The sequence below is a fragment of the Pseudomonas sp. R11-23-07 genome, assembly GCF_003852295.1.
Taxonomy (GTDB): Bacteria; Pseudomonadota; Gammaproteobacteria; order Pseudomonadales; family Pseudomonadaceae; genus Aquipseudomonas.
This window is the reverse complement of the sequence record NZ_CP027761.1, coordinates 2198118-2221246: the sequence shown is the minus strand read 5'-3', so window position 1 is coordinate 2221246 and position 23129 is coordinate 2198118. Positions and strand designations below refer to the sequence as shown.

Here is a 23129-nt window from a genome sequence, read left to right as displayed (position 1 = left end):
TCAATCGGATCAGTCAATCAACCCATGAGCGTCATAGAACGGATACGGGCCGGGGTAATCCCCGAACACGCCGTTGTGGCTGAGCAACCCCTGTTGCGCGTCCCAGCGATGCAACAGATATCCCGCCGGCTCCAGGTTGAAATGCGCGGGCGCGGCGTCTTGCAAATCCAGCACGATCTGATGGGAGGTGCCGGGGCACACGCAGCTCAAGCTGCCACCAAAGCGTCGCTGCATCGGCCGGTGCAGGTGCCCGCACAGCAGGCGTTCAACTTGCGGGTGGCGCGCCACGACTGTTTCCAGGGCGGCGGCATTGATAAATGGTTCGCGGTCCATATGGCCGATGCCGCTCATAAACGGCGGGTGGTGCAGAATCAGCAAGGTCGGCGCATCCCGGCGTCGCGCCAGTTGCTCGTCCAGCCATTGCAACTGGCTGTCCAGCAATTGCCCGCCATGGCCACCGGGGATGGTCGAGTCCAGGCCGATCAAACGCAGCGGATGCTCGTCCACCACCCAGTCCAGCGGGCCCTCTGCCGACGTCGGCAAATAGGCGTGATCACGGAATGCTTCGAGCAACGGACCGCGTGTGTCGTGGTTGCCTGGCACCAAGTAGCACGGCATGTGCAGGCGTGCGAGTTCGGGGTGCAGCACGGCGTACTCATTGGGGCGACCGAAGTCCACCAGGTCGCCGCTGACCACCACGATATCGGGCCGTGGATGGCTGGCGTTGAGGTGGTCGACGGCACGACGCAGCGCGCCCAGGGTATCGACGACGCCATAGGTGAGGCGCTCGCCGGCTTTAAGGTGCAGGTCGCTGATCTGTGCAACAAGAAACGTACGATTCACAAACAGACTCTCACGCATTCAGGGTGAACAACATGTGCGGCGCGATCGCCAGGGCAATCGGCGCGCCGACGGCGTACAGCTGGTTGTCGCTGCTGTCCACCAGCAGCGGTTGCCGACCCCCCACCTCCACCAGCAGGCGGCTTTGCGCGCCCTGGAAAAACTGTGCGAGCAGATGGCCGTGCAGGTGCCCTTCGCCTTCCATGACCCGCAGGTGTTCGGGGCGGCAGTACACCGTGGTGGGTTGACTGGCCGCGTGCCACGGCAGCACACCGCCGCTCACCTTCAAGCCATGGACCGACTGGTCCAGCACGTGAAAGGCATTCAGGTTGCCGACAAAACCGGCGACAAATGCATTCGCCGGTTTCTGGTAAATGTCCCGTGGGCTGGCCAGTTGCGCGACGCGGCCGTGCTCCATCACCAGGATGCGATCACCCAGGGCCATGGCTTCGCCCTGGTCGTGGGTGACGAACACCGAGGTGATGCCCAGGCCACGCAGCAATTCATTGAGCTCACTGCGCAGGCGCTCACGCAGTTGCGCATCGAGGGCTGCCAGCGGTTCATCCAGCAACAGGACCTTCGGGCGCGGCGCCAGGGCACGGGCCAGGGCCACGCGTTGACGCTGGCCACCGGACAATTCGTGGATGCTGCGCTTGCCATGCTGTTGCAGGCCCACCAGCTCCAGCAATTCGTCGCAGCGCTTGTTGCGCGCAAGCACCGACATCCCGCGAATCTTCAAGCCGTAGACGATATTGCCGGCCACATCCAGGTTGGGAAACAGCGCGTAATTCTGGAACACCATGCCCACGTCGCGACGCTCGATGGGCAGGCGCGTGACGTCGTCGTTGCCGAAAAACACCTGGCCCACATCCGGGCGCTCCAGCCCGGCGATCAGGCGCAAGGTGGTGGTTTTGCCACAGCCCGATGGGCCAAGAATCGCCAGGGTTTCGCCGCCTTCGACGGTCAGGTCCAGGTCATGCACGGCCACGGTGCCGTCGGCGAATGCCTTGCGACAGCCTTGCAGGCGGATAGTGATAGCGGTCATCGACGCTCTCCACGGGATAAACGGGCACTGATGGCCTGCAATGCAATCAGCAGCGGTACGATCATCAGCAAAAAGATAAGGGTATAGGCGCTGGCGATTTCCAGGCGCGCCGAGGCGTAGCTGTCGGCCAGGCCGACCGGCAAGGTCTTGGTCATCGGTGTGTGCAGCATCCAGGTCAGGTTGAACTCACCCAGGGACAAGGTGACCACCATCAGCACACCCGCCAGAATCCCTGCCCGGCTGTTGGGCACCACCACGCTGAAAAAGCGTTTGATGGGCCCGGCGCCAAGGCTGGCCGCCGCCTCTTCCAGCACCGGCAGATGCTGGCGCTGCATCACCGCCATCACCGGGCGCACCAGGAACGGCAAGGTGAACAGCACATGACCCACCAGGATGAACAACCAACTGCTGCGAAACGTGCCGAACTGGCCGTAGGTGAGCAGCAAGGCCAGCGCACTGGCCAGGCCCGGCATCGCCACCGGCAGCACCATCAGTTCCTCGAAGGCGCGGCTGAAGCGGTTGTTCATGCGCACCAGGGCGTAGGCCGCCGGCACGCCGATCACGCAGACGCACACCGCGCAGGCCAGGGCCAGTTGCAACGATAGCCATACGGTCGGCGAATAGGCCTGCCATACCTGCACCAGCCAATCGAAGGTCAGTCCACTGGACACGCCGACGAAGAAATTGCGCGTCAACCCGGCCAGCAACGACATCAGCACCGGCACCAACATGAACGCGCACACCAGCAAGGTGAACAGCAGTTGAATCACAAACAGCGATGAGCGCTTCACAAGACCGTCCCCGCGTTTTTCACCAGGCGTCGCGTGAGCAACAACACCGCCCAGGTCACCGCGCCAAGCACCACCGACAACGCGGCGGCGACGGCAAAGTTGGCGTAATTGGTGAACACGTTGTAGATCGCCACCGGGGTGACGTTCAGCCGCGTGCCCAAGGTAAAGGCCGTGCCGAAGGCGCCCATGGACGTGGCAAAACAGATTGCCCCGCAGGACGCCAGCGCCGGCGCCAGGCCCGGCACGATCACGTCGCAGACCACGCGCCAATGCCCGGCGCCCAGTGAATGCGCGGCTTCTTCCAGGCTACGGTCGAGGCTTTCGCAGGCCGCCATCACCGTGAGGATTACCCGTGGAATCGAGAAATACAGGTAGCCGACAAACAACCCGGCCAGCGAATAGGCAAAGATCCAGCGCTCACCGGCCAATTGCAGGCCGAGCGACGCCAGCAGCCCCTGGCGCCCGGCCAACAGGATGACCAGGAAGCCCACCACCACCCCGGGAAACGCCAGGGGAAACGTGAGCAAGGCCACCAACGCCGAGCGCCCGAAAAACCGCTGGCGCGCGAGAAACACGCCGCTGATGCCGCCAATCAATAACGCCGTGAACGTCACGACGATGGCCAGCACACAGGTCTGCGCCAGGCTGCCCAGGTACTGCGCGCTGCTGAGCACCTGCCAATAGCCGCTGCCGTGGCTGTCGCGGCTTTCGCCGCCGAGCACGATCAAGTGCGCCAGCGGCAGCATCCAGAATGCGAACAGCACCGCAAAGGCCGGAGCCAGCGCCCAGGCCGCACGTTTTGCCGATGTGGCCACTTACTTGACCTCGTTCAGATAACGGGCCGCGAAGGCTTCCTGCACGGCGGCCATTTTCTGGTAGTCCACCACGCCGGCGCGCGCATAGTCGCTGTCGGGCAGGAACTGCGCGGCGACCTCAGCCGGCATCTGCACCGGGCGTACCGGACGCAAGTAAGCCTTGGCCCAGAGTGCCTGGCCTTGATCCGACAGCACGAAGTCCAGCACCTTCTCACCATTGGCGCGGTGCGGCGCGTTGGCCACCAGGCTCATCACGTAGGGCACACTGATGCTGCCCTCTTTGGGGATCACGAAGGCAACGTTGGCGTTGTCCTTATAGCGGGCGCGGTAGGCGTTGAAGTCGTAGTCCACCAGGATCGGCAATTCGCCGGACAGCACCCGCGCATAGGCGGTCTGCTTGGGCACGATGGGCGCGTTTTTCGCCAGTTTCTGGAAGTAGTCGATAGCCGGGGCGAAGTTGTCCAGGTCGCCGCCCATTGCGCGGTTGATCGCCACGGCAGAGACGTAACCGACGAAGGCGCTGGACGGGTCCAGGTAGCCGACCATGCCTTTGTATTGCGGCTTGAGCAGGTCGGCCCAGCTTTGCGGCACCGGCAGGCCACCCAATGCATCGACGTTGACCATGATGCCCAAGGTGCCGGAGTGAATTGCGAACCACTGGCCCGCCGGGTCTTTCAGGCCGGCGGGGATCTGCTCCCAGCCCTTGGGTGTGTAGCCGTCGACCACGCCGGCTTTTTGCGCCTGCAGGCCAAAGGTCACCCCGTAGTACACCACGTCGGCGACGGGTGCAGCCTTTTCGGCCACCAGTTGCGCCAGCGATTGGCCGGAGTTCTTGTTATCCAGCGGCACTTGCACGCCGGTGCTGGCGGCAATGGCCTTGAGTTGGGTGCCCCAGTCGGCCCAGTCCGGCGGGCAGTTGTAGCAAATCGCGGTGTCGGCGGCCTGGGCCAGGCTGGCCATACCACACAGCAGCACGGCGGCCAGGGTTTTACGCAATGCGCGCATCAAGGGATTCCTCGTGGGGTTGAGTGCTTTCGCCCGGCCGGATATGGCAAGGCAGGCAATGGGAAATCGGGGCGTTGCCGGCGATCTGCGCCAGCAATTGGTCAATCACTGTGCTGGCGAGCAGCGCGATGGGCTGCACCACGCTGCACAGGGTTGGGTGCATCTGGGTGCCGAGGTCAATGCCGTCAAAGCCCATCACCGAGAGTTGCTCGGATACGTGCCAGGCGTTGCGACGCAGTTCGGCGATCAGGCTGATGGCGAGGAAGTCGTTGGAACACACCAGTGCCGTGGGCGCCGCGGGGCCTTCAAGGTACGGCTGGATGGCGACGAATTCAGCCTGGGTGTGCGCGGGCATTTCGATCACCGGGCGGCTCTTGAGACCGTAGGCTTGCATCGCGTCGCAGTAACCGGCGTAACGCAGGCGCGCACGGTCGGACTGCAACGCGGGGCCCGCAACCATGCTGATGCGCCGGTGCCCTGCTTCCAGCAGATATCGGGTGGCCATGGCCATGCCGGCGCGGTTGTCGACCGACACGGCGCTGTAGCTGGGGTTGCTCGGTTGGTGGTAGGCCAGCACGAATGGGGTCTGTTCGCTGGCGAGGCTGTTGAGCACGCTGTTGCTCTCGGCATCGGTGACCGTCAGTACCAGGCCGTCGACACGTTGGCGCAGCAGTTCTTCCACCACCATGCTTTCGCGTTCAGCGCTGTAGTCGGTAGTCGCCAGCACCAGGCTGTAGCCGCGCAACCGCGCGGCACGTTCCATGGCCTGGAACTGTTCGGCGAACACCGGATTGAGCAAGTTGGGCACCACCACGCCAATCAACCGGGTGGTTTGCAGGCGCAGTTGGCGACCGAGCAAGTTGGGCCGAAAGCCCAACTCACGGGCAGCGGCAAACACCTGCTCGCGGGTGGCCGGGCGCACCTGGTCGGGGGAGGCAAAGGTGCGGGCGGCAGTGGCGCGGGATACGCCAGCCAGCTGCGCAACGTCTTTCAGGTCAGTCATCGTCACTCGCTTGAGATCGATCTCATTGGCGAGGACAGTAACGGGGGAATGTGGCAGGAAGGTGGTGGGGAGATGACGGTTTGATGTCAGTGAAGCCTGGCTACACAGCGTTGATCGTTCCCACGCTCTGCGTGGGAACGCCGCCTGGACGCTCTGCGTCCCGCTTGTGAGGTGACGCGGAGCGTCATGGGATGCATTCCCACGCAGAGCGTGGGAACGATCAGTAGTCATACTCAGTGGTTAAGATCGTAAAACCGGCGCAGCAAAATCCGCCGGCTAACCTTTCGATTCGATCCAAGTGCGGGCACAATGCGTGTCCTTTTTTGGCAGGCACCGCCGCAGGCTCTCAAAAATGATCAAAACGCCGTACTACCTCATCGATAAACAGAAGCTTCTGGTCAACATGCAGAAGATTGCCTACGTGCGCGAGCAGTCCGGCGCCAAGGCTCTGCTGGCGCTCAAGTGCTTTGCCACCTGGTCGGTGTTCGACCTGATGCAGCAATACATGGACGGCACCACCTCGTCGTCGCTGTATGAGTTGAAGCTCGGTCGCCAGAAGTTCGAAGGTGAAGCGCACGCCTACAGCGTGGCCTGGGCCGACGATGAAATCGAAGAGATGCTGGAGAACTGCGACAAGATCATCTTCAACTCCATCAGCCAACTGCAGCGTTTTGCCGAACGTTCCGAAGGCAAGACCCGTGGCCTGCGCGTCAACCCACAGGTGAGCAGCTCCGATTACCTGCTGGCCGACCCGGCGCGTCCGTTCAGCCGCCTGGGCGAGTGGGACCCGGTGAAGATCGACGGCGTGATCGATCAAATCTCCGGTTTCATGTTCCACAACAACTGCGAGAACGGCGATTTCAGCCTGTTCGACAGCATGCTCGGCACCATCGAAGAACGCTTCGGCGCGCTGCTGCACAAGGTCCAATGGGTCAGCCTCGGCGGCGGCATCCATTTCACCGGTGAAGGCTATGCGCTGGATGCGTTTTGCGCACGGTTGAAGGCATTCTCCGAAAAGTATGGCGTGCAGGTATACCTGGAGCCCGGCGAAGCGGCGATCACCAACAGCGCGTCCCTGGAAGTCACCGTGCTCGACACGCTCTACAACGGTAAAAACCTCGCCGTGGTCGACAGCTCCATCGAAGCCCACCTGCTGGACCTGCTGATCTACCGCCTCAACGCCAAGCTGGCGCCGAGCGAGGGTGAGCATACCTATATGGTGTGCGGCAAATCCTGCCTGGCCGGCGACATCTTCGGCGAGTATCAATTTGATCGTCCGCTGGCCATCGGCGATCGGCTGTCGTTCATCGACACCGCTGGCTACACCATGGTCAAGAAAAACTGGTTCAACGGCCTGAAAATGCCGTCCATCGTAGTGAAACAACTCGACGGTACAGTCGAAGTGGTTCGTGAATTTGGTTACGACGACTACCTGTCCAGCCTTTCGTAAGCTGGCGGATATAGGAGAAATAAAGCAATTGAAAAAGAACGTTCTTATCATTGGTGCAGGAGGTGTCGCCAAGGTGGTGGCCCACAAGTGCGCGCAGCACAACGACGAACTCGGTCGTATTGCTATCGCGTCGCGCAACATCTCCAAATGCCAGGCCATCATCGACAGCGTCAAGGCCAAGGGTAGCCTCAAGGTACCCGCCGACATCCAGGCCTTCGCGCTGAACGCCCTAGACGTGGAAGCGACCAAGGCCCTGATCCGCGAGACCGGCTCGCAGATCGTCATCAACGTGGGTTCCGCGTTTCTCAACATGTCGGTGCTGCGTGCCTGCATCGATACGGGCGTGGCTTACCTCGACACCGCCATCCACGAAGAGCCGGGCAAGGTCTGCGAGACCCCGCCGTGGTACGGCAACTACGAATGGAACCACCTGGAAGAATGCAAACAGAAGAACATCACGGCCATCCTTGGCGTGGGCTTCGACCCGGGTGTCGTCAACGCGTACGCCGCGCTGGCGCAGCAACAGCATTTCGACCGCATTGATTCGATCGACATTCTCGACGTCAATGCCGGCTCCCACGGCAAATACTTCGCCACCAATTTCGACCCGGAAATCAACTTCCGCGAGTTCACCGGACAGGTGTGGAGCTGGCAGAACAGCCAGTGGACCAGCAACACCATGTTCGAAGTCAAACGCACCGACGACCTGCCGGTAGTCGGTTCGCAGAACCTCTACCTCACCGGCCACGATGAAGTGCACTCGCTGTCGAAAAACCTCGACGTGCCCAATGTGCGTTTCTGGATGAGTTTCGGTGAACACTACATCAACGTATTCACCGTACTGAAAAACCTCGGCCTGCTTTCCGAGAAGCCCGTCAAAACCGCTGAAGGCCTGGAAGTGGTGCCGTTGAAAGTGGTCAAGGCGGTACTGCCTGACCCGTCATCGCTCGCACCGGGCTATACCGGCAAAACCTGCATTGGCGACCTGGTCAAAGGCACCCGGAACGGCCAGCCGCGCGAGATGTTCATCTACAACGTGGCTGATCACGAAGAAGCCTTTGCCGAGACCGACAGCCAAGGCATCTCGTACACCGCAGGCGTCCCACCGGTAGCCGCTGCGCTGCTGGTGGCGCGCGGCGAGTGGGATGTCAAACACATGGCCAACGTCGAGGAACTGCCGGCTGAGCCGTTCCTCAAAGCGCTGGACGTGATGGGCTTGCCGACTCGGATCAAAGACGAGCACGGTGATCGCGCCTGGGATGCGATTGCCTGACCGGCGATAGCTGACCGAACAAAAGAATGCGCCCGATTGGGCGCATTTTTTTTGTGGGAGGGGGCTTGCCCCCGATGGCGATGCATCAGCTACAACTGAGCCGGCTGACACACTGCATCTGGGCCAAGCCCTAATGCCAGTCAGTTAAGGACGAACACTGTACCTGTGGCGAGGGAGCTTGCTCCCGCTGGGCCGCGAAGCGGCCCCAAAAATGGAACTGCTGCGCAGTCCAGCGGGAGCAAGCTCCCTCGCCACAGGTTACTTTTTACCCTTTCTACTTCTTAACTGACTGGCATTAGGGCAAGCCCCCTCCCACATCAGGTTTTGTGGTGCAGGGGTAAACCTTACTTCGACACCGGCATCGCAAACTCCGCGCCCTGCTCGATGCTCTCCGACCAACGCTGCATGATCGATTTCTGCTTGGTATAAAAACGCACGCCCTCGGTGCCATAGGCATGCATGTCGCCAAACAGGCTTTTTTTCCAGCCACCAAACCCATGCCAGGCCATCGGCACCGGGATCGGTACGTTGATGCCGACCATGCCCACTTCGATGCGCCGCGCAAATTCGCGGGCAATGTTGCCGTCGCGGGTGAAGCAGCTGACGCCGTTGCCGAACTCGTGGTCGTTGACCAGTTTCACTGCGGCGGCGAAATCATCCACGCGCACGCAGGCCAGCACCGGGCCGAAGATTTCTTCGCGGTAGATACTCATTTCCTTGGTGACGTGGTCGAACAGCGTCGCGCCAAGCCAGAAGCCGTTTTCCAAACCCGCTTCGGTGGGCACGTAGTCGCGGCCATCAAGCAGCAGTTGCGCGCCGGCTTGCACGCCTTGCTCGATATAGCCGCTGATCCGCTCCAGGGCAGCGCGGGACACGATCGGGCCCATTTCGGCCTTGAGGTCGCGGCCATCGGTAATGCGCAGTTGCTTGGCGCGTTCGGTCAAGGCAGCGATGACCTTGTCACCCACATCGCCCACCAGCACCGCCACCGAGATTGCCATGCAACGCTCGCCGGCACTGCCGTAGGCGGCGCCCATCAGGGCATCGACGGTGCGTTCGATATCCGCGTCGGGCATCACCACCATATGGTTTTTCGCGCCGCCCAGGCCTTGCACGCGTTTGCCGTTACGCGCACCGCTTTCGTAGATGTACTGGGCAATCGGCGTGGAACCGACAAAACTCACGGCCTTGACGTCCGGGTGTTCGATCAGCGCGTCCACCGCTTCCTTGTCGCCCTGCACCACGTTGAACACGCCCTTGGGCAGGCCCGCTTCGCGCAGCAGCTCGGCCATGAACAACGAGGCGCTCGGGTCGGTGGGGCTTGGCTTGAGAATGAAGGTATTACCCGCCGCAATCGCGATCGGGTACATCCACATCGGCACCATCACCGGGAAGTTGAACGGCGTGACGCCGGCCACCACGCCCAGCGGCTGGCGCATTGTCCAGTTGTCCATGCCACGGGAAACCTGGTCGGAATGTTCGCCCTTGAGCAGGTTGGGAATGCCGCAGGCGAACTCGAGGATGTCGATACCACGGTCGACTTCGCCCTGGGCATCGGTAAACACCTTGCCGTGTTCGGCGACGATGATGCGTGCCAGGTCATCCTTGCGTTCACGCAGCAGGTGCAGGTATTCGAACAGCACACGGGCTCGGCGGATCGGCGGGGTGTCGGCCCAACCGGCAAAGGCGGCCTGGGCGGCGGCGACGGCTTCAGCCACGGTCTGGCGGCTGGCCAGGGCCACGCGCGCGGTGACTGCGCCGGTGGCCGGGTTGTAGACGTCCTGATAGCGATCATCGCGGCTCACGCGCTGGTCGTTGATGTAGTGCTCAAGGGTAATCGGCATGGCAGGCGATCCAGGTGGTTGGCGTTGGTACACACCTTAGGCTTTCGCTTTGTTCCGAACCAGAGCAGAATCTTGAACTTATTGTGCATCCTGGCGAACAATACTCCCATGGAAAAAGCAGAGATCGAAGGGCTGTGGACCCACATCCATTGGCTTTCAGTGCTGGAAGAACACGGCACCTACACCGCCGCTGCCGCGCGCCTTGGGGTGAGCAAGTCAGCGGTGAGCCAGCGGATTTCCGACCTGGAAAAGGCCACCGGCGCCCGCCTGGTGACGCGCACCACGCGCAGCGTACGGCTGACCGATGCGGGGCTGTCGTTGACCCGCGAGGTGCGCAGCGCCTATGAACACATCGCTCGCAGCTTCTCTGCGGTGCGTGACCTGGCCGGCGAAGTGCGTGGCCTGGTGCGGCTGACCGCCCCGGTAGCGTTCGCCCGGCAACAGCTGGTGCCGCATCTGCCGCAATTCCTGCGCCAATACCCGCAGGTGCGCATTCAGCTGGACGTGTCCGACGCCTTGAGTTCGCTGGCCGCCGAAGGTTACGACCTGGCCGTGCGCCATGGTTTCCAGATCCCCGAGACCCATGTGGCCTGGAAGCTCTGCGACACCGCCTCGGTGCTGGTCGCCACCCGCGATTACCTGCAGCGCCATGGCGAACCCCGCGAGCCGGGTGATCTGTCGGCGCACAACTGTCTGTTTTACCCACGGGGGGCCGACCAGCCGGCCTGGACCTTCGAACGCGGCAGCAAACACCTCGAACGCCTGACCGTGCCCATCGCCGGCAGCTTCGCCACCAACAACAGCGAAGCCCTGCGCGACGCGGCGCTCAATCACCTGGGCATTGCCCTGCTGCCGGATTTCAGCGCCCATGCGGCGCTGGCCGAGGGCAAGCTGGTGCAGGTATTGAAGGGGTGGACGCTCAAGGGCGCATTCGCCGATGAAATCTACCTGATCCGCCCCTACTCGCCCCATGTGCCGAAGGCAGTGAGCGCGCTGGTAGGTTTTTTAAAGGCGCAGTTGGCGGGTGGGTTTCGATTCGAGGGCTGAGGCGGCGCACAAAAAAAGGCCCGGCGACGCACGCGGATGCGTCACCGGGCAAAGCGAAGCGACCGGCTTCAGAAACGTGGCTTGACGGTTTTCCACGTCGGTTGGTAGCGCTTCATCTGTTTCACATCGTCACGCTGGCGGATACCGCAACTGAGGTATTGGTCATGCAGCTTGCCTAACTGATCGTGGTCCAGTTCCAGGCCCAGCCCCGGCGCGCGAGTGATGCTCACGCAGCCGTCGACGATGGGCAGTTTGCCGCCCTTGATCACCTCTTCATCCGGCTCCTGCCACGGGTAATGCGTATCGCAGGCATAGTCGAGGTTGGGCACCGACGCCGCGACGTGGGCCATGGCCATCAGGCTGATGCCCAAGTGTGAGTTGGAGTGCATCGACACGCCCAGGCCAAAGGTGTGGCACATCTTCGCCAGCACTTGGGTGTCGCGCAGGCCGCCCCAGTAATGGTGGTCGGCCAGCACGATCTGCACGCTGTTCAACGCCACGCTGCGGCGGAACTCGTCAAAATCGGTGACCACCATGTTAGTCGCCAGGGGCAAGCCGGTTCGCTTGTGCAGCTCGGCCATGCCCTCCAGGCCGGGGGTCGGGTCTTCGTAATATTGCAGGTCATCGCCGAGCAGTTCGGCCATGCGAATCGAGGTGGCCAGAGACCAGTTAGCGTTCGGGTCGATGCGTAGCGGCACACCGGGAAAGGCCTTTTTCAGCGCCTTGATGCAGCGCACTTCATGCTCGGGTTCCAGTGCGCCGGCCTTGAGCTTGATGCTTTTGAAACCGTAGGTCTCGAGCATGCGCCGGGCCTGGGCGACGATCTGCGCTTCAGTCAGGGCTTCGCCCCAGCTGTCGGGCTTGTAGGGCGAATCAATGTGTTCGGCGTATTTGAAAAACAGGTAGGCGCTGAACGGGATCTGGTCACGGATCGCGCCGCCGAGCAGGTCCACCAGCGGTACATTCAGCGAATGCGCCTGCAGGTCGAGAAACGCCACTTCGAACGCCGAATAGGCATTGCTCACGGCTTTGCTGGCATGGGAGCCCGGCGCCAGTTCCGCACCGGCCACGCTCAGCGGTTTATGCGCGGCCACGGTGGCCTGCACGATAGCGCGCAGGCCATTGAGGTTGAACGGGTCCAGGCCGATCAGCTGTTGCTGTACCTGTTGCTGGATCGCCAGCGCCGGGGCATCGCCATAGCTTTCGCCGAGGCCGATGTAGCCGGTGTCGCTTTCAATCTCGATGATCGAGCGCAGCGCGAAAGGCTCGTGGATGCCGCTGGCGTTCAACAGCGGCGGGTCGCGAAAGGCAATCGGGGTGACGGTGACGCGGATAATTTTCAAGAGACGGCTCCCTGTGGATCTGAAGACAAAGGGTGAGGCGCGGTGGATGGGTTGGACGGTGTACCGCCACGCGGTGCGGTGCGGGCAAAGAACACCACCACCGCCGCCACCAGCGAAGTGGCGGCCAGGCCGTAGAGCCCGCCCTCGATGGACCCGGTGGTCTGCTCCAGCAAACCGAAGGTGGTAGGCGCGACGAACCCGCCCAGGTTGCCCACCGAATTGATCAACGCAATCACCGCCGCCGCGATCCGCGCATCCAGGTAACCCTGGGGAATCGGCCAGAACAGCGCCGACGCGGCCTTGAAGCCAATCGCGGCAAAACAGATGGCGACGAACGCAAACACCGGCCCGCCCAGGGTAGACATGAACATGCCGAACGCCGCGATCACCAGCATCAGCGACACCCAGGCTTGCTGGTGCTTCCACTTGCTGGCCAGCGCCGCGAAGCCGTACATGGCGACGATGGAAATCAACCACGGAATGGCATTGAACAAGCCCACCTGGAAGTCACCCAGGTTGCCCATTTTCTTGATCATGCTCGGCAGCCAGAAGGTGGCGCCGTAGATGGTCAGGGCGATGGAAAAGTAGATAAAGCAGAACAGCGCGATCTGTTTGTCGGCCAACAGCTTGAACATCGACGGCCGCACGCACTGGCTCGCCTCGCGCGCCTGCTGCTCCAGCGCAATGGCACTGACCAGCGCGTGTTTTTCTTCGTCACTGAGCCACTTGGCCTGATGGGGATGGGACTGCAACCAGAACCACACAAACCCGCAGAGCACGATGGAGGCGAAGCCTTCGATCAGGAACATCCATTGCCAGCCATGCAGGCTGAACCCGCTGACATTCAGCAGCGCGCCCGACACCGGCCCGGAGATCACTGAGGCAATGGCCGAACCGCTGAGGAAAACCGCCATGGCCTTGCCGCGCTCGCTGGCCGGCAGCCACTGGGTGAAGTAGTAGATGATGCCGGGAAAGAACCCGGCTTCGGCGGCGCCGAGCACAAAGCGCAACACGTAGAAACTGGTTTCCCCCTGCACAAAGGCCATGCCCATCGCGGCCGCGCCCCAGGTGAACATGATGCGCGTCAGCCAGGCCCGCGCGCCGTAGCGTTGCAGCAGCAAATTGGATGGCACTTCGAAAATCGCATAGCCAATAAAGAACAACCCGGCGCCCAAGCCGTAGGCCGCCGCGCCAATGCCCAGGTCGGTTTCCATATGGCTGCGCACGAAGCCGATATTGACCCGGTCGATGTAGTTGACGATGAACATCACCACGAACAGCGGCAGGACATGGCGCTTGACCTTGGCAGCAGCGCGGGCGAGCACGCTCGGGTCTGGCGGATTGTGAAGGGTATCCACGGGCAACTCCCAGTCATTGTTTTTTTAGGGATCGTTTTTTTAGGGATTGTTTTTTCTAGGGGCAGACCGATGATGGACGCCGAGGATTGTTCCCGTCTAATCTAACCTGGCATTCGATTGATACTGGAATTAGATCAATGTTCGAACTGACCCAACTGCGCTGCTTCACCACCGTGGCCACCGAACTGAATTTCCGCCGGGCGGCTGAACGGCTGAACATGACGCAGCCGCCCCTTAGCCGGCAGATCCAGTTGCTCGAGCATCACCTGGGCGTGGAGCTGTTTACCCGCACCACCCGCAGCGTCGCCCTGACCGCCGCCGGCCGGGCTTTTTTCATCGAGGCGCAGAACCTGCTCGAGCGTGCCCAGCAAGCGGCCGTCACCGCGCGACGCTTTGCCGAGGGCGATATCGGTACGGTCAATATCAGCTTCGTCGGCAGCGCGGTGTATGAGTTTTTACCCAAAGTGATTGCCGAGGCGCGCCTCAAGCAGCCCCACGTCAAGATCGACCTGTCCGAGATGAACACCTACCAGCAATACGAAGCTCTGCGCGCCCGACGCATCGACCTGGGCATCGTCCGCGCGCCGCTGCTGGAGCCCGGCTACGCCACTGAATGCCTGGTGCGCGAGCCGTTTGTGCTGGCGGTGCCGAGCAGCCATCGGCTGGCCCAGGCAGAGACCGTCAGCGTGCAAGACCTGGATGCGCAGCCGTTCCTGATGTACGCCCATTCCGCCTACCCGCCGTTCAACGAATTGCTCACCGGCCTGCTGCGCTCGGCCCGTGTCGCGCCGGAGTATGTGCAGTGGCTCGGCTCGTCCCTGACCATCCTCGCCCTGGTCAACGCCGGCATGGGCCTGGCCCTGGTGCCGCGTTGCGCCAGCAGCGTGGTGTTCAAGAATGTGGTGTTCCGCGATATCGACCTGGGCGAAGGCGCGCAGAGCGAGCTGCACCTGATCTGGCGCGAGCACAACGACAACCCGGCGTTCACCATGCTCCTGGAAGGTATCCGCAGCGCTGCGGGAGCGAGCTTGCTGGCGCCCCATTGACCCAATCCTGTTGAATACTTGCCTGATCCTCTGAACTTGTGGGCTATTGCATAGATGGCCCTTGCGCGCTGGTCTAGAGTTCGACGATGGGCGACCTGCGGTCGCACCTCTCTTATAAGAACTCTAAGAACTCAGCACCACCAACCGATGATCAGCAGGTGAGCCGCCATGGAATTACGTATTAACCAACAGGCCTATCAGGTCGATGCCGACGCCGACACGCCGTTGCTGTGGGTGATCCGCGACGACCTGGGCCTGACCGGCACCAAGTACGGCTGCGGCCTGGCCCAGTGCGGCGCGTGTTCGGTGCTGGTGGACGGCAACGTGGTGCGCTCGTGCGTCACGCCGGTGGCGGCGCTGGTCGGCCGCGAGATCACCACCATCGAGGCGATTGAAGCCGATGACGTGGGCAAGCGCGTGGTCGCGGCCTGGGTCGAGCGCCAGGTGGCGCAATGCGGTTACTGCCAGTCCGGGCAGGTGATGGCGGCCACGGCGCTGCTCAAGCACACCCCTGCACCGTCGAAAGAGCAGATCAACGCGGCCATGATCAACCTGTGCCGCTGCGGCACCTACAATGCCATCTACGCCGCCATGGATGACCTGGCCGCCGGCAAGGAGACCGCATGATGAAGACGTCCGAGATTCTGCCCGGCGTGACCCTGGACGCACCGATCAACCTGTCGCGTCGACGCTTTCTGGCGAGCACCGCCGTCGGTGCATTGGTCATCGGCTTCGGCCTGCCCCTCGGCGCTTCCAGGGTGCAGGCTGCCACGGGCAACGCCGCTGAACGCGGCACCCAGGTGCCGGCGTTCCTGGAGATTCGCCCGGACGGCAGCGTGCGCCTGCTCAGCCCCTTCATGGAAGGCGGCCAGGGCACGCACACCGCCATGGCGCAGATCATCGGCGAGGAGCTGGATGCCGACCCTGCAACCTTCGTGGTCGAAGCGGCACCGCCCGGTGAAGCCTACGTGGTGATGGAAAATGGCCTGCGCATCACCGGCGGCAGCATGTCGGTGCGCATGAGCTACCCGACCATGCGCCGCCTCGGCGCCCTCGCCCGCGCCATGTTGATGCAGGCTGGCGCCGAACAGCTCGGTGTGCCCGTGGCGCAACTGACCACGCAACCGGGCCGGGTGGTGCATGCCGCGTCGGGCCGCTCGCTGGGTTACGGCGAGTTGGCCGGCCGCGCCCTGGACATGCCCGTGCCCGACCCGGCCAGCATCACCCTGCGCGACCCGAGCCAGTTCCGCTGGATCGGCAAGCCGGTCAAACGCCTGGATGCCTATGACAAATCCACCGGCAAAGCGCAGTACAGCATCGACCTGAAAGTCGACGGCATGCTCCACGCCGCAGTGCAGCACGCACCGCGCCTGGGCATGACGGTGGGCAGCCTGCGCAACCAGGCCCAGGTCGAGGCCATGAAGGGCGTGCATTCGGTGCACACCTTGCCCGGCGCCGTGGCGGTGGTGGCCGAACGCTGGTGGCACGCCAAGCGGGCCGTGGAAGCGATCCAGGTGGAATGGCTCGAAGCTGCCGCCGACTCCACTGTGCGCGCAATGCCGGCGGACTTTTCCAGCGATAAATACCGCGACTTTCTCGCCGCCCAGCAAGGCCCGGCCCGCGACGACGAAAACCAGGGTGACGTGGCCGCCACGCTGGCCAACGCCAAGACCCGCGTCGACGCCACCTATCACAACCAATACCTCAACCACGCTCAGCTCGAGCCGCCCTCGGCGCTGGCGCGCTATAACCGCGACGGCACGCTGGAGGTGTGGCTGCCGAACCAGGCGCCGGATATGTTCCGCGCCGACATCGCCAAGCGCACCGGCCTGGCCGTTGAGCAAATCACCCTGCACTCGCCGCTGCTCGGCGGCTTTTTCGGGCGGCATTTTTTGTATGACTCGGCCAACCCCTACCCGCAGGCTATCGCCCTGGCCAAGGCTGTCGGCCGGCCGATCAAGCTGATCTGGAGTCGCGAGGAAGAGTTCGTGCGCGATGTGCTGCGCCCGGTGGCGGTGGTCAAGTTCCGCGCCGCGCTGGATGACAAGGGCCTGCCGCTGGCCATTGAAGCGGTGAGCGCCACCGAAGGCCCCACCGAAGCGATTGCCGGCAAGCAAGGCGATGCCCTCGACCCCACGGCCCTGGAAGGCCTGTCCGGCAAAAGTTATGCGATCCCCAACAAGCGCATCGCTCAGATTTACGTCAAGGGCCCGGCCATGCTCGGTTACTGGCGTTCGGTGGGCAATTCGTTGAACGACTTCTTCTATGAAGCGTTCCTCGATGAACTGGCCGACAAGGGCGGCCATGACCCGTACGAACTGCGCCTGCACCTGCTGCGCGACAATGCGCGGCTGACCACTCTGCTGCAAGCGGTGGGCGAGCTGTCCGGCGGCTGGAAGCGCGGGCCGTTCACCGCCGAAGACGGCAGCCGACGGGCGCGTGGCGTGGCCATGGCCTCACCGTTTGGCTCCCACGCGGCGGTGATCGCCGAAGTGTCGATCGACAACGGCCAGGTCAAGGTGCATGACATCTGGCAAGCCATCGACCCGGGCAGCATCGTCAACCCGGCGATCATTGAAGCCCAGGTCAACGGCGCCGTGGCCTTGGGCCTGTCGCAAACCTTGCTGGAGGAAGCGGTCTACGTGGACGGTAAGCCACGGGCGCGCAACTACGATTTGTACCCGATCCTGCCGCCCTCGCGGATGGCACGGGTACACGTGAAGATCGTCGAGAGCGGCGAAAAAATGGGCGGTATTGGCGAACCACCGTTGCCCGCCGTGGCGCCAGCAGTGGCCAACGCGGTGGCACAGTTGACCGGCCAGCGCATCCGCAGCTTGCCGTTGAGCCGCTACACCTTCAGTTAACCCACAGGGAACGCCCATGAACAACCGCCGATTCGCAAGAACCGCAGGCTGGCTGGCGCTGCCCTGCCTGGTCGTGGCAGGCCTGCTGGCCTGGTACGTCACCCGCGAGCCCGCCTCGCCGTTCGCAGAACAAAACACCGCCAGTGTCGACCCGGCACTGGTCAGTCGCGGCGAGTATGTCGCGCGTCTGAGCGACTGCGTGGCCTGTCACAGCCTGGCGGGCAAGGCGCCGTTTGCCGGTGGCCTGGAAATGGCCACGCCTCTGGGGGCGATTTATGCCACCAACATCACCCCCGACCGCGAGCATGGCATTGGCAACTACAGCCTTGCCGACTTCGACCGCGCCGTACGCCACGGCGTGGCGCCGGGTGGGCGGCGGCTGTACCCGGCGATGCCCTACCCGTCTTACGTAAAACTCAGCGACGACGACATCAAGGCGCTGTATGCGTTCTTCATGAAGGGCGTGCAGCCGGCCAACCAGCCGAACATTCCCAGTGATATTCCCTGGCCGCTGAACCTGCGCTGGCCCATCGCCCTGTGGAATGGTGTATTTGCGCCCACCGCCGCCTACGCCGCCAACCCGAGCCAGGATGCCCTGTGGAACCGTGGCGCTTACATCGTGCAAGGTCCTGGCCACTGCGGCAGTTGCCATACGCCGCGCGGCCTGGCCTTCAACGAGAAAGCCCTGGACCAATCCGGCGCGCCGTTCCTGGCCGGTGCGCTGCTCGACGGCTGGTACGCACCGAGCCTGCGCCAAGACCCCAACACTGGCCTGGGCCGCTGGAGCGAGGCGCAGATCGTGCAGTTCCTCAAGACCGGGCGCAACCAGCATGCGGTGGTCTACGGCTCGATGACCGAAGCGTTCAACAACTCCACACAGTTCATGGCTGACGACGACTTGGCCGCCATCGCCCGTTACCTCAAGTCCCTGCCCGGCGACCCGCAGCGCGATGGCACGCCTTGGCAGTATCAGGCCGTGGCCGCCGACGCGCGTGCGGATTCCCCCGGCGCCCACACCTACGCGACCCGCTGCGCCTCCTGCCATGGCCTGGACGGCAAGGGCCAGCCGGAGTGGATGCCGCCACTGGCCGGCGCCACCTCGGCACTGGCCAAGGAAAGCGCCTCGGCGATCAACATCACCCTCAACGGCTCGCAACGGGTGGTGGCCGCAGGCATACCGGATGCCTACCGTATGCCGGCGTTCCGTGAGCAATTGTCCGACCAGGACATCGCTCAGGTGCTGACCTACGTGCGCAGTACCTGGGGCAACCAGGGTGGCGCGGTGGACGCACAGGCAGTGGGCAAACTGCGCGGGCATACCGACCCGGCGAGCAGCAGCCCGATCATTTTGCATATGCGGTGAGGCTGGAACGCGGTCTCTTTGGTATAGGTGATCACATGTGGGAGGGGGCTTGCTCCCGATGGCGGCGAATCAGTTAAACATGCGTTTACTGACACACCCTCATCGGGGGCAAGCCCCCTCCCACATTTCCAATCCTGCTCGACTTGGCGAGGCTAGGCCTACTTGCTCTCGTCGCCCTTGCCTTCCTGCATCTGCACCGAAGACTTGCTGCCGCTGGTGTTGTCTTTGGTCGTGTTATCGGAGTTGTCGAAACAGCCGTGCAGCAGGAATACACTGCAAAAACCCAAGCACATAGACAGCTTTTTCATAAGATCTCCTGTTAAACCGATTCGTCAGCCTGTGCTGCATGTGGCCAGTTTCCGGACACGAACGTTCCCTGCACAGGCCGTGAGGCTGACGAATGGTTTGCCATTAATTAGCTAGCATTTACGTACGGCATATTTGGGCTAACCTTGACCCGTTAAAGCCTGTTAGCCGGTGATCCCATGGACACGTTGACCAAAGCGCAAATCGAGCACGCTCTTGCACAGCGACTGCGCAATTGCCGTGTTACCTGCACGATCAATCCAGACAGCAGCCTGTCAGTCACGGTGCTCGCGCCTGACGCCAATCAGTTCACCATCGCCAATATCAACCGCGCCCGCTACCACGGCGAGTCAGGTATCAACCGGCTCGTACGGGAAATCATGGAAGACATGGTGGTTTCCCGGAAAACCTCCCGTCTTTCCTCCGTGGGGTAAATACGCTTAAAAACAGAACGAGGCTTTCCATGCCGGATTCCACCGCTGCACCGTCGCAACGCTGCACCATCGATTACCTTCAAGACACACTGCTCGGCGTCAACCCGCTCTCCCATGCATGCATGGCGCGGATTACCCAGGCCGGCGAGCGCATCTCGCTGCACATCCCGGGGCCGTGGCCGAAGGAGCTGCCGAAGGCACATACCGTATCGATCAAGGTTGAGAACCGCACTTATCATGGCGTCCTCGTGGATGCCCAGGCATCGGGCACCGATGAGTTGGTGTTGAACATTCAACTTCAGCCGGAACGGCCGGGCGCAGCTGGTCATTAACCCCGTTCACCCGCCAACGCACGCTGGTGAAAATGCGCCAGCCACTTCAAGGCATGCAGCGTCGCATCCAGCTGCACCTGCTCACGGGAGCCCATGAAGCGCTCCTTTCGGCTGAAGATACTCAGCCGGTTTTCGATTCGATAAGCCCAGGCAAAACAAATGGTCCCAGCCGGAATGCCGTCCATGTCATCCGGGCCAAGCAGGCCGGTGGTGGCGACGGCAACCCCGGCCGGGCTGTCACGCAACGCGCCTTCGGCCATCTCGCGAGCGACTTCACAACTGGTGAGGTTGAAGGTATCGATCGTATACGCGCGTACGCCCAGCAAGCGCTGTTTGGCCTCGGGCGAGTACACGACATAACCACTTTCAATACATGACCCGCCGCCCCTGACCTCCGACAGCAGCGTGATGATCTTGCCTGCCGTACACGACTCGGCGCTGGTGAGGGTGAGCTGGTGTTGTTTCAGGTAATCAATAGTGGCTGCGGCTATATCCATGATGACAATTTCCCGTGTTCAAAAGGTTGCAAGGTAGTCGGCCAATGTCAGCGCACAGGCCTCAATTGCGCCGTCCACAATCAGCTCGTAGCCGTGGGTGTTTTCCGTTGGAATCGCCAGGCAACCGCCGCGCGCCGAGGTGCCGTTACTCATGACGGCACTGGCATCCGAGGCAAAATCCACCAGCAGCGCATATTGAGGCGCATAACCGCAGCGCTGTGCGGCGTCTGCCAGGCCGGTGACCACGGAACGTGTGTAATAGCCTTTGAGGTCACCGGTATTGATGATCGGATCGACGCTCAGGCGAGTGCCGTACTCGCTCATCACCGGGCCGACTTCCACTGCGATGGTGGTATCGCCCGGCAGCGTCTGCGCCGCATACATCGCCCCGGCGTTGCACTCTTCTTCCAGGGTGGTGAAGACAAAATACACATCGCACGTCAGCGCCTGTCGGCGTTGGTGCAGGCGCTGCACGCTATGAAGTACCGCAGCGATGGGCGCGCGGTCATCCAGGAAGTGCGCGGCAATCGCGTCACCCACCCGGAACGGCGCACGCCAATGGCGGCTCAGCGTGACGCGGCTGCCGGGGCGCACGCCGTAGTCACGCAAGGTCTCGACGGAGCAACGGGTGATCACGTGTACGTCATTCCAGTGCACGTCGCCTGACAACACATCGGCACCCTGGGGCGCGTTGGCGGTGGCATGCATCGAACCAAAGGACAGCACCCCCGGAATGAATTGGTGATCACCGAGTATGTCCACCGGGCACATGCCGAAATTCACCGGGTTGGCACCGCCCAACGCGGTCACGCGCAACGTGCCGTCGGCGTCCACATGCTTGACCACCATGGCGATCTCATCCATATGCGCCATGACCCGCACCGCGCGGCGGGGCTCGCCATCGCCCTGCGCGCCTTTGACCAGGCCGATGACATTGCCGGCAGGGTCCACCCAGGTGTCGTCACACAGTGGCCGCAAATGCTCGAGGCAAATGGCGCGCACCTCATCCTCCTGGCCGCCAGGGCCACGGGCGAGCAGCAGTTGGTGAAGCAACTGGGGGACATCGGGTCGGGCATCGTTTGGCTGGGGTTGCATCCGGGGGTCTCCATTCGCGCTATTGAACACTTATGAAAATGACCCGACACGTCGAACGGTTGTTCCACAAATCTTCTTCGTCGTGCACCGAAATCCGGTTGAACACCCACTCCGGCAGGCTTTCTAGATGTGTTCCAACACCACCCCATGGAGGGAGTCCCCAATGAACATCAACCGCCTGCAACCCGCCCTGCCTTCGCTGTGCCTGGCGATGTCGATGGCCGCGCTGACCGCCTGCGCCGGCAACGACTCAGCCTCCAACGTCGTCGCGCCCGGTGAGGCCAAAACACCCACCACCCGCACCCTCGACACCGGCGCCGCCCTGCTGCAATCGCGCCCGCCCATCGATGCGCTCAATGCCTACCTGGACGGCTTTCACTTCTACAACGGCCATCCCGACGTGCAAATGGAAGCCCATCACTACTGCGCCATTCTCAACGAGGAAGTGATCCAGTGCGTGATCTACGACGGCAACCGCAAGGACGCCAAGTTGATGGGCGTGGAGTACATCATCAGCGAACAGCTGTTCAACAGCCTGCCTGCGCCCGAGAAGGCGTTGTGGCACAGCCATGTGCATGAGGTGAAGTCGGGTCAACTGGTAGCGCCTGGTATTCCTGCGGTAGCCGAACACGCCTTGATGGAAAAACTGGTGCATACCTACGGCAAGACTTGGCACACCTGGCACACCGACCTCAACAAGCGCCTGCCGCTGGGTGTTCCGCAATTGATGATGGGCTTTACCGCCGATGGCCAGGCCGATCCGAAGATGGTCGCCGAACGGGACCAGCGGCTGGGCGTCGACAGCGCCAGGAAAAAGCAGGAGCGCGCCGACATCGCCGCTCCGGCCATAGCACCCGGTGCGGACGCCTGGCGCCAGGGCACTATCATCCAGATTGAAGACCCCACCCAGGCGGCCCACCAGCACTGACAGCGGCAGCTGGTCATTTGGATTGAACGATTATTTGCCGGCGCTTGCCACATAGGAAAGGGGCGCATCAGCTGCCCCGCGCATGAGGAGTTCAACTATGTCTTACGACCATCAAGGCCCTGCCAGCGTCATTACCGCTTCCCGCCATCTGGGCACCGAAGACGACGAATGCCTGAACGAAAACGCCAATATAAAAATGACCAGCAGCGGCAAGCCCACCATCGTTCGCCTGGATTTCGATACCCCGCTGACCTGGCCCGGCAACCCCAACTTCGTCACCGTCAACGTGCCCGACGGCACGTCTGTCAGCGGTGTGATCGTGGCCTTGGAACGCCCGGCTGACGGGCCAGGCTGGGTCACCTTTACGGTGGACGATTGAGCCTGCGAGCAGGCCATCGCATTGTCCGACAACTTATTTGAATTATTTTTGACGTCAAATATCTGTACTTC

23 protein-coding genes are annotated in these 23129 nt (G+C 62.5%); 11 read left to right on the top strand and 12 right to left on the bottom strand.

Going from position 1 to position 23129, the window contains the following annotated elements; translation table 11 throughout:
• Positions 1 to 9: 9 nt before the first annotated feature.
• The 6 genes from C4J84_RS10285 to C4J84_RS10260 are packed head-to-tail and all read right to left on the bottom strand — an operon-like array spanning position 10 to position 5499.
• Complete coding sequence (locus C4J84_RS10285; protein ID WP_124370347.1) at positions 10 to 843, bottom strand: phosphodiesterase; 834 nt, start codon at positions 841 to 843, stop codon at positions 10 to 12.
• Between the two features lie 10 nt (positions 844 to 853).
• A complete protein-coding gene (locus C4J84_RS10280; RefSeq protein ID WP_124370346.1) occupies positions 854 to 1885 on the bottom strand; it encodes an ABC transporter ATP-binding protein in 1032 nt (343 codons plus the stop codon).
• The gene (locus C4J84_RS10275; RefSeq protein WP_124366629.1) at positions 1882 to 2676 is read right to left on the bottom strand and encodes an ABC transporter permease; all 795 of its coding nucleotides are present in this window, start codon (positions 2674 to 2676) and stop codon (positions 1882 to 1884) included. The genes C4J84_RS10280 and C4J84_RS10275 overlap by 4 nt, the downstream gene beginning before the upstream one ends.
• On the bottom strand, positions 2673 to 3491 hold the full coding sequence (locus C4J84_RS10270) for an iron ABC transporter permease (RefSeq protein ID WP_124370345.1): 819 nt from the start codon (positions 3489 to 3491) through the stop codon (positions 2673 to 2675). The genes C4J84_RS10275 and C4J84_RS10270 overlap by 4 nt, the downstream gene beginning before the upstream one ends.
• Positions 3492 to 4496, bottom strand: coding sequence for an ABC transporter substrate-binding protein (locus C4J84_RS10265; protein WP_124370344.1), 1005 nt, complete (start codon positions 4494 to 4496; stop codon positions 3492 to 3494).
• A complete protein-coding gene (locus tag C4J84_RS10260; protein ID WP_124370343.1) occupies positions 4480 to 5499 on the bottom strand; it encodes a LacI family DNA-binding transcriptional regulator in 1020 nt (339 codons plus the stop codon). Before C4J84_RS10260 ends, C4J84_RS10265 begins: the two co-directional genes overlap by 17 nt.
• Positions 5500 to 5851: 352 nt before the next feature.
• Here C4J84_RS10260 and C4J84_RS10255 point away from each other — a divergent pair, with 352 nt between their 5' ends.
• The gene (locus C4J84_RS10255; RefSeq protein ID WP_124370342.1) at positions 5852 to 6949 is read left to right on the top strand and encodes a carboxynorspermidine decarboxylase; all 1098 of its coding nucleotides are present in this window, start codon (positions 5852 to 5854) and stop codon (positions 6947 to 6949) included.
• Positions 6950 to 6977: 28 nt separating this feature from the next.
• The gene (locus C4J84_RS10250; protein WP_124370341.1) at positions 6978 to 8222 is read left to right on the top strand and encodes a saccharopine dehydrogenase family protein; all 1245 of its coding nucleotides are present in this window, start codon (positions 6978 to 6980) and stop codon (positions 8220 to 8222) included.
• A 344-nt stretch (positions 8223 to 8566) separates the two neighbouring features.
• On the opposite strand, the gene C4J84_RS10245 is transcribed toward C4J84_RS10250, so the two are convergent.
• Positions 8567 to 10066, bottom strand: coding sequence for a CoA-acylating methylmalonate-semialdehyde dehydrogenase (locus C4J84_RS10245; protein WP_124370340.1), 1500 nt, complete (start codon positions 10064 to 10066; stop codon positions 8567 to 8569).
• Positions 10067 to 10174: 108 nt separating this feature from the next.
• Here C4J84_RS10245 and C4J84_RS10240 point away from each other — a divergent pair, with 108 nt between their 5' ends.
• Complete coding sequence (locus C4J84_RS10240; RefSeq protein WP_124370339.1) at positions 10175 to 11113, top strand: LysR family transcriptional regulator; 939 nt, start codon at positions 10175 to 10177, stop codon at positions 11111 to 11113.
• A gap of 68 nt (positions 11114 to 11181) precedes the next feature.
• Here the strand turns inward: C4J84_RS10240 and C4J84_RS10235 are convergent, their stop codons facing one another.
• Both C4J84_RS10235 and C4J84_RS10230 read right to left on the bottom strand, forming a co-directional pair.
• Complete coding sequence (locus tag C4J84_RS10235; RefSeq protein WP_124370338.1) at positions 11182 to 12456, bottom strand: glucarate dehydratase family protein; 1275 nt, start codon at positions 12454 to 12456, stop codon at positions 11182 to 11184.
• A complete protein-coding gene (locus C4J84_RS10230; protein WP_124362366.1) occupies positions 12453 to 13814 on the bottom strand; it encodes an MFS transporter in 1362 nt (453 codons plus the stop codon). The genes C4J84_RS10235 and C4J84_RS10230 overlap by 4 nt, the downstream gene beginning before the upstream one ends.
• Before the next feature lie 137 nt (positions 13815 to 13951).
• Here C4J84_RS10230 and C4J84_RS10225 point away from each other — a divergent pair, with 137 nt between their 5' ends.
• The 4 genes from C4J84_RS10225 (at position 13952) to C4J84_RS10210 (ending at position 19087) form a co-directional block, all read left to right on the top strand.
• Positions 13952 to 14860: a LysR family transcriptional regulator gene (locus tag C4J84_RS10225; protein WP_124362365.1), complete on the top strand. Its 909-nt coding sequence runs from the start codon at positions 13952 to 13954 to the stop codon at positions 14858 to 14860.
• Positions 14861 to 15028: 168 nt separating this feature from the next.
• On the top strand, positions 15029 to 15487 hold the full coding sequence (locus C4J84_RS10220; RefSeq protein ID WP_124370337.1) for a (2Fe-2S)-binding protein: 459 nt from the start codon (positions 15029 to 15031) through the stop codon (positions 15485 to 15487).
• Entirely contained in the window at positions 15487 to 17724 is a 2238-nt protein-coding gene (locus C4J84_RS10215) for a molybdopterin cofactor-binding domain-containing protein (protein WP_124372415.1), read from the top strand. Before C4J84_RS10220 ends, C4J84_RS10215 begins: the two co-directional genes overlap by 1 nt.
• A 16-nt stretch (positions 17725 to 17740) precedes the next feature.
• Positions 17741 to 19087 carry a cytochrome c gene (locus C4J84_RS10210; RefSeq protein ID WP_124370336.1) on the top strand — a complete coding sequence of 449 codons (1347 nt, stop codon included), beginning with the start codon at positions 17741 to 17743 and terminating at the stop codon, positions 19085 to 19087.
• Positions 19088 to 19245: 158 nt separating this feature from the next.
• Here C4J84_RS10210 and C4J84_RS26260 read toward each other — a convergent pair whose 3' ends face one another.
• Positions 19246 to 19395 (bottom strand): hypothetical protein, encoded by a 150-nt coding sequence (locus C4J84_RS26260; protein ID WP_164487530.1) that lies wholly within the window; start codon positions 19393 to 19395, stop codon positions 19246 to 19248.
• Between the two features lie 177 nt (positions 19396 to 19572).
• On the opposite strand from C4J84_RS26260, the gene C4J84_RS10205 reads away from it, so the two are divergent.
• On the top strand, positions 19573 to 19827 hold the full coding sequence (locus C4J84_RS10205) for a hypothetical protein (RefSeq protein WP_124362361.1): 255 nt from the start codon (positions 19573 to 19575) through the stop codon (positions 19825 to 19827).
• 29 nt (positions 19828 to 19856) lie between these two features.
• Positions 19857 to 20159, top strand: coding sequence for a hypothetical protein (locus C4J84_RS10200; RefSeq protein ID WP_124370335.1), 303 nt, complete (start codon positions 19857 to 19859; stop codon positions 20157 to 20159).
• On the opposite strand, the gene C4J84_RS10195 is transcribed toward C4J84_RS10200, so the two are convergent.
• A complete protein-coding gene (locus tag C4J84_RS10195; RefSeq protein WP_124366614.1) occupies positions 20156 to 20656 on the bottom strand; it encodes a CinA family protein in 501 nt (166 codons plus the stop codon). The genes C4J84_RS10200 and C4J84_RS10195 overlap by 4 nt on opposite strands.
• An 18-nt stretch (positions 20657 to 20674) precedes the next feature.
• Entirely contained in the window at positions 20675 to 21751 is a 1077-nt protein-coding gene (locus tag C4J84_RS10190) for a M42 family peptidase (RefSeq protein ID WP_124435257.1), read from the bottom strand.
• Between the two features lie 163 nt (positions 21752 to 21914).
• Between C4J84_RS10190 and C4J84_RS10185 the strand changes: the two genes are divergently transcribed.
• Together C4J84_RS10185 and C4J84_RS10180 are read left to right on the top strand one after the other, a co-directional pair.
• Positions 21915 to 22679, top strand: coding sequence for an OBAP family protein (locus C4J84_RS10185; protein ID WP_124409544.1), 765 nt, complete (start codon positions 21915 to 21917; stop codon positions 22677 to 22679).
• Positions 22680 to 22776: 97 nt separating this feature from the next.
• A complete protein-coding gene (locus C4J84_RS10180) occupies positions 22777 to 23058 on the top strand; it encodes a hypothetical protein (RefSeq protein ID WP_124362356.1) in 282 nt (93 codons plus the stop codon).
• The last annotated feature ends 71 nt before the right edge of the window (positions 23059 to 23129 follow it).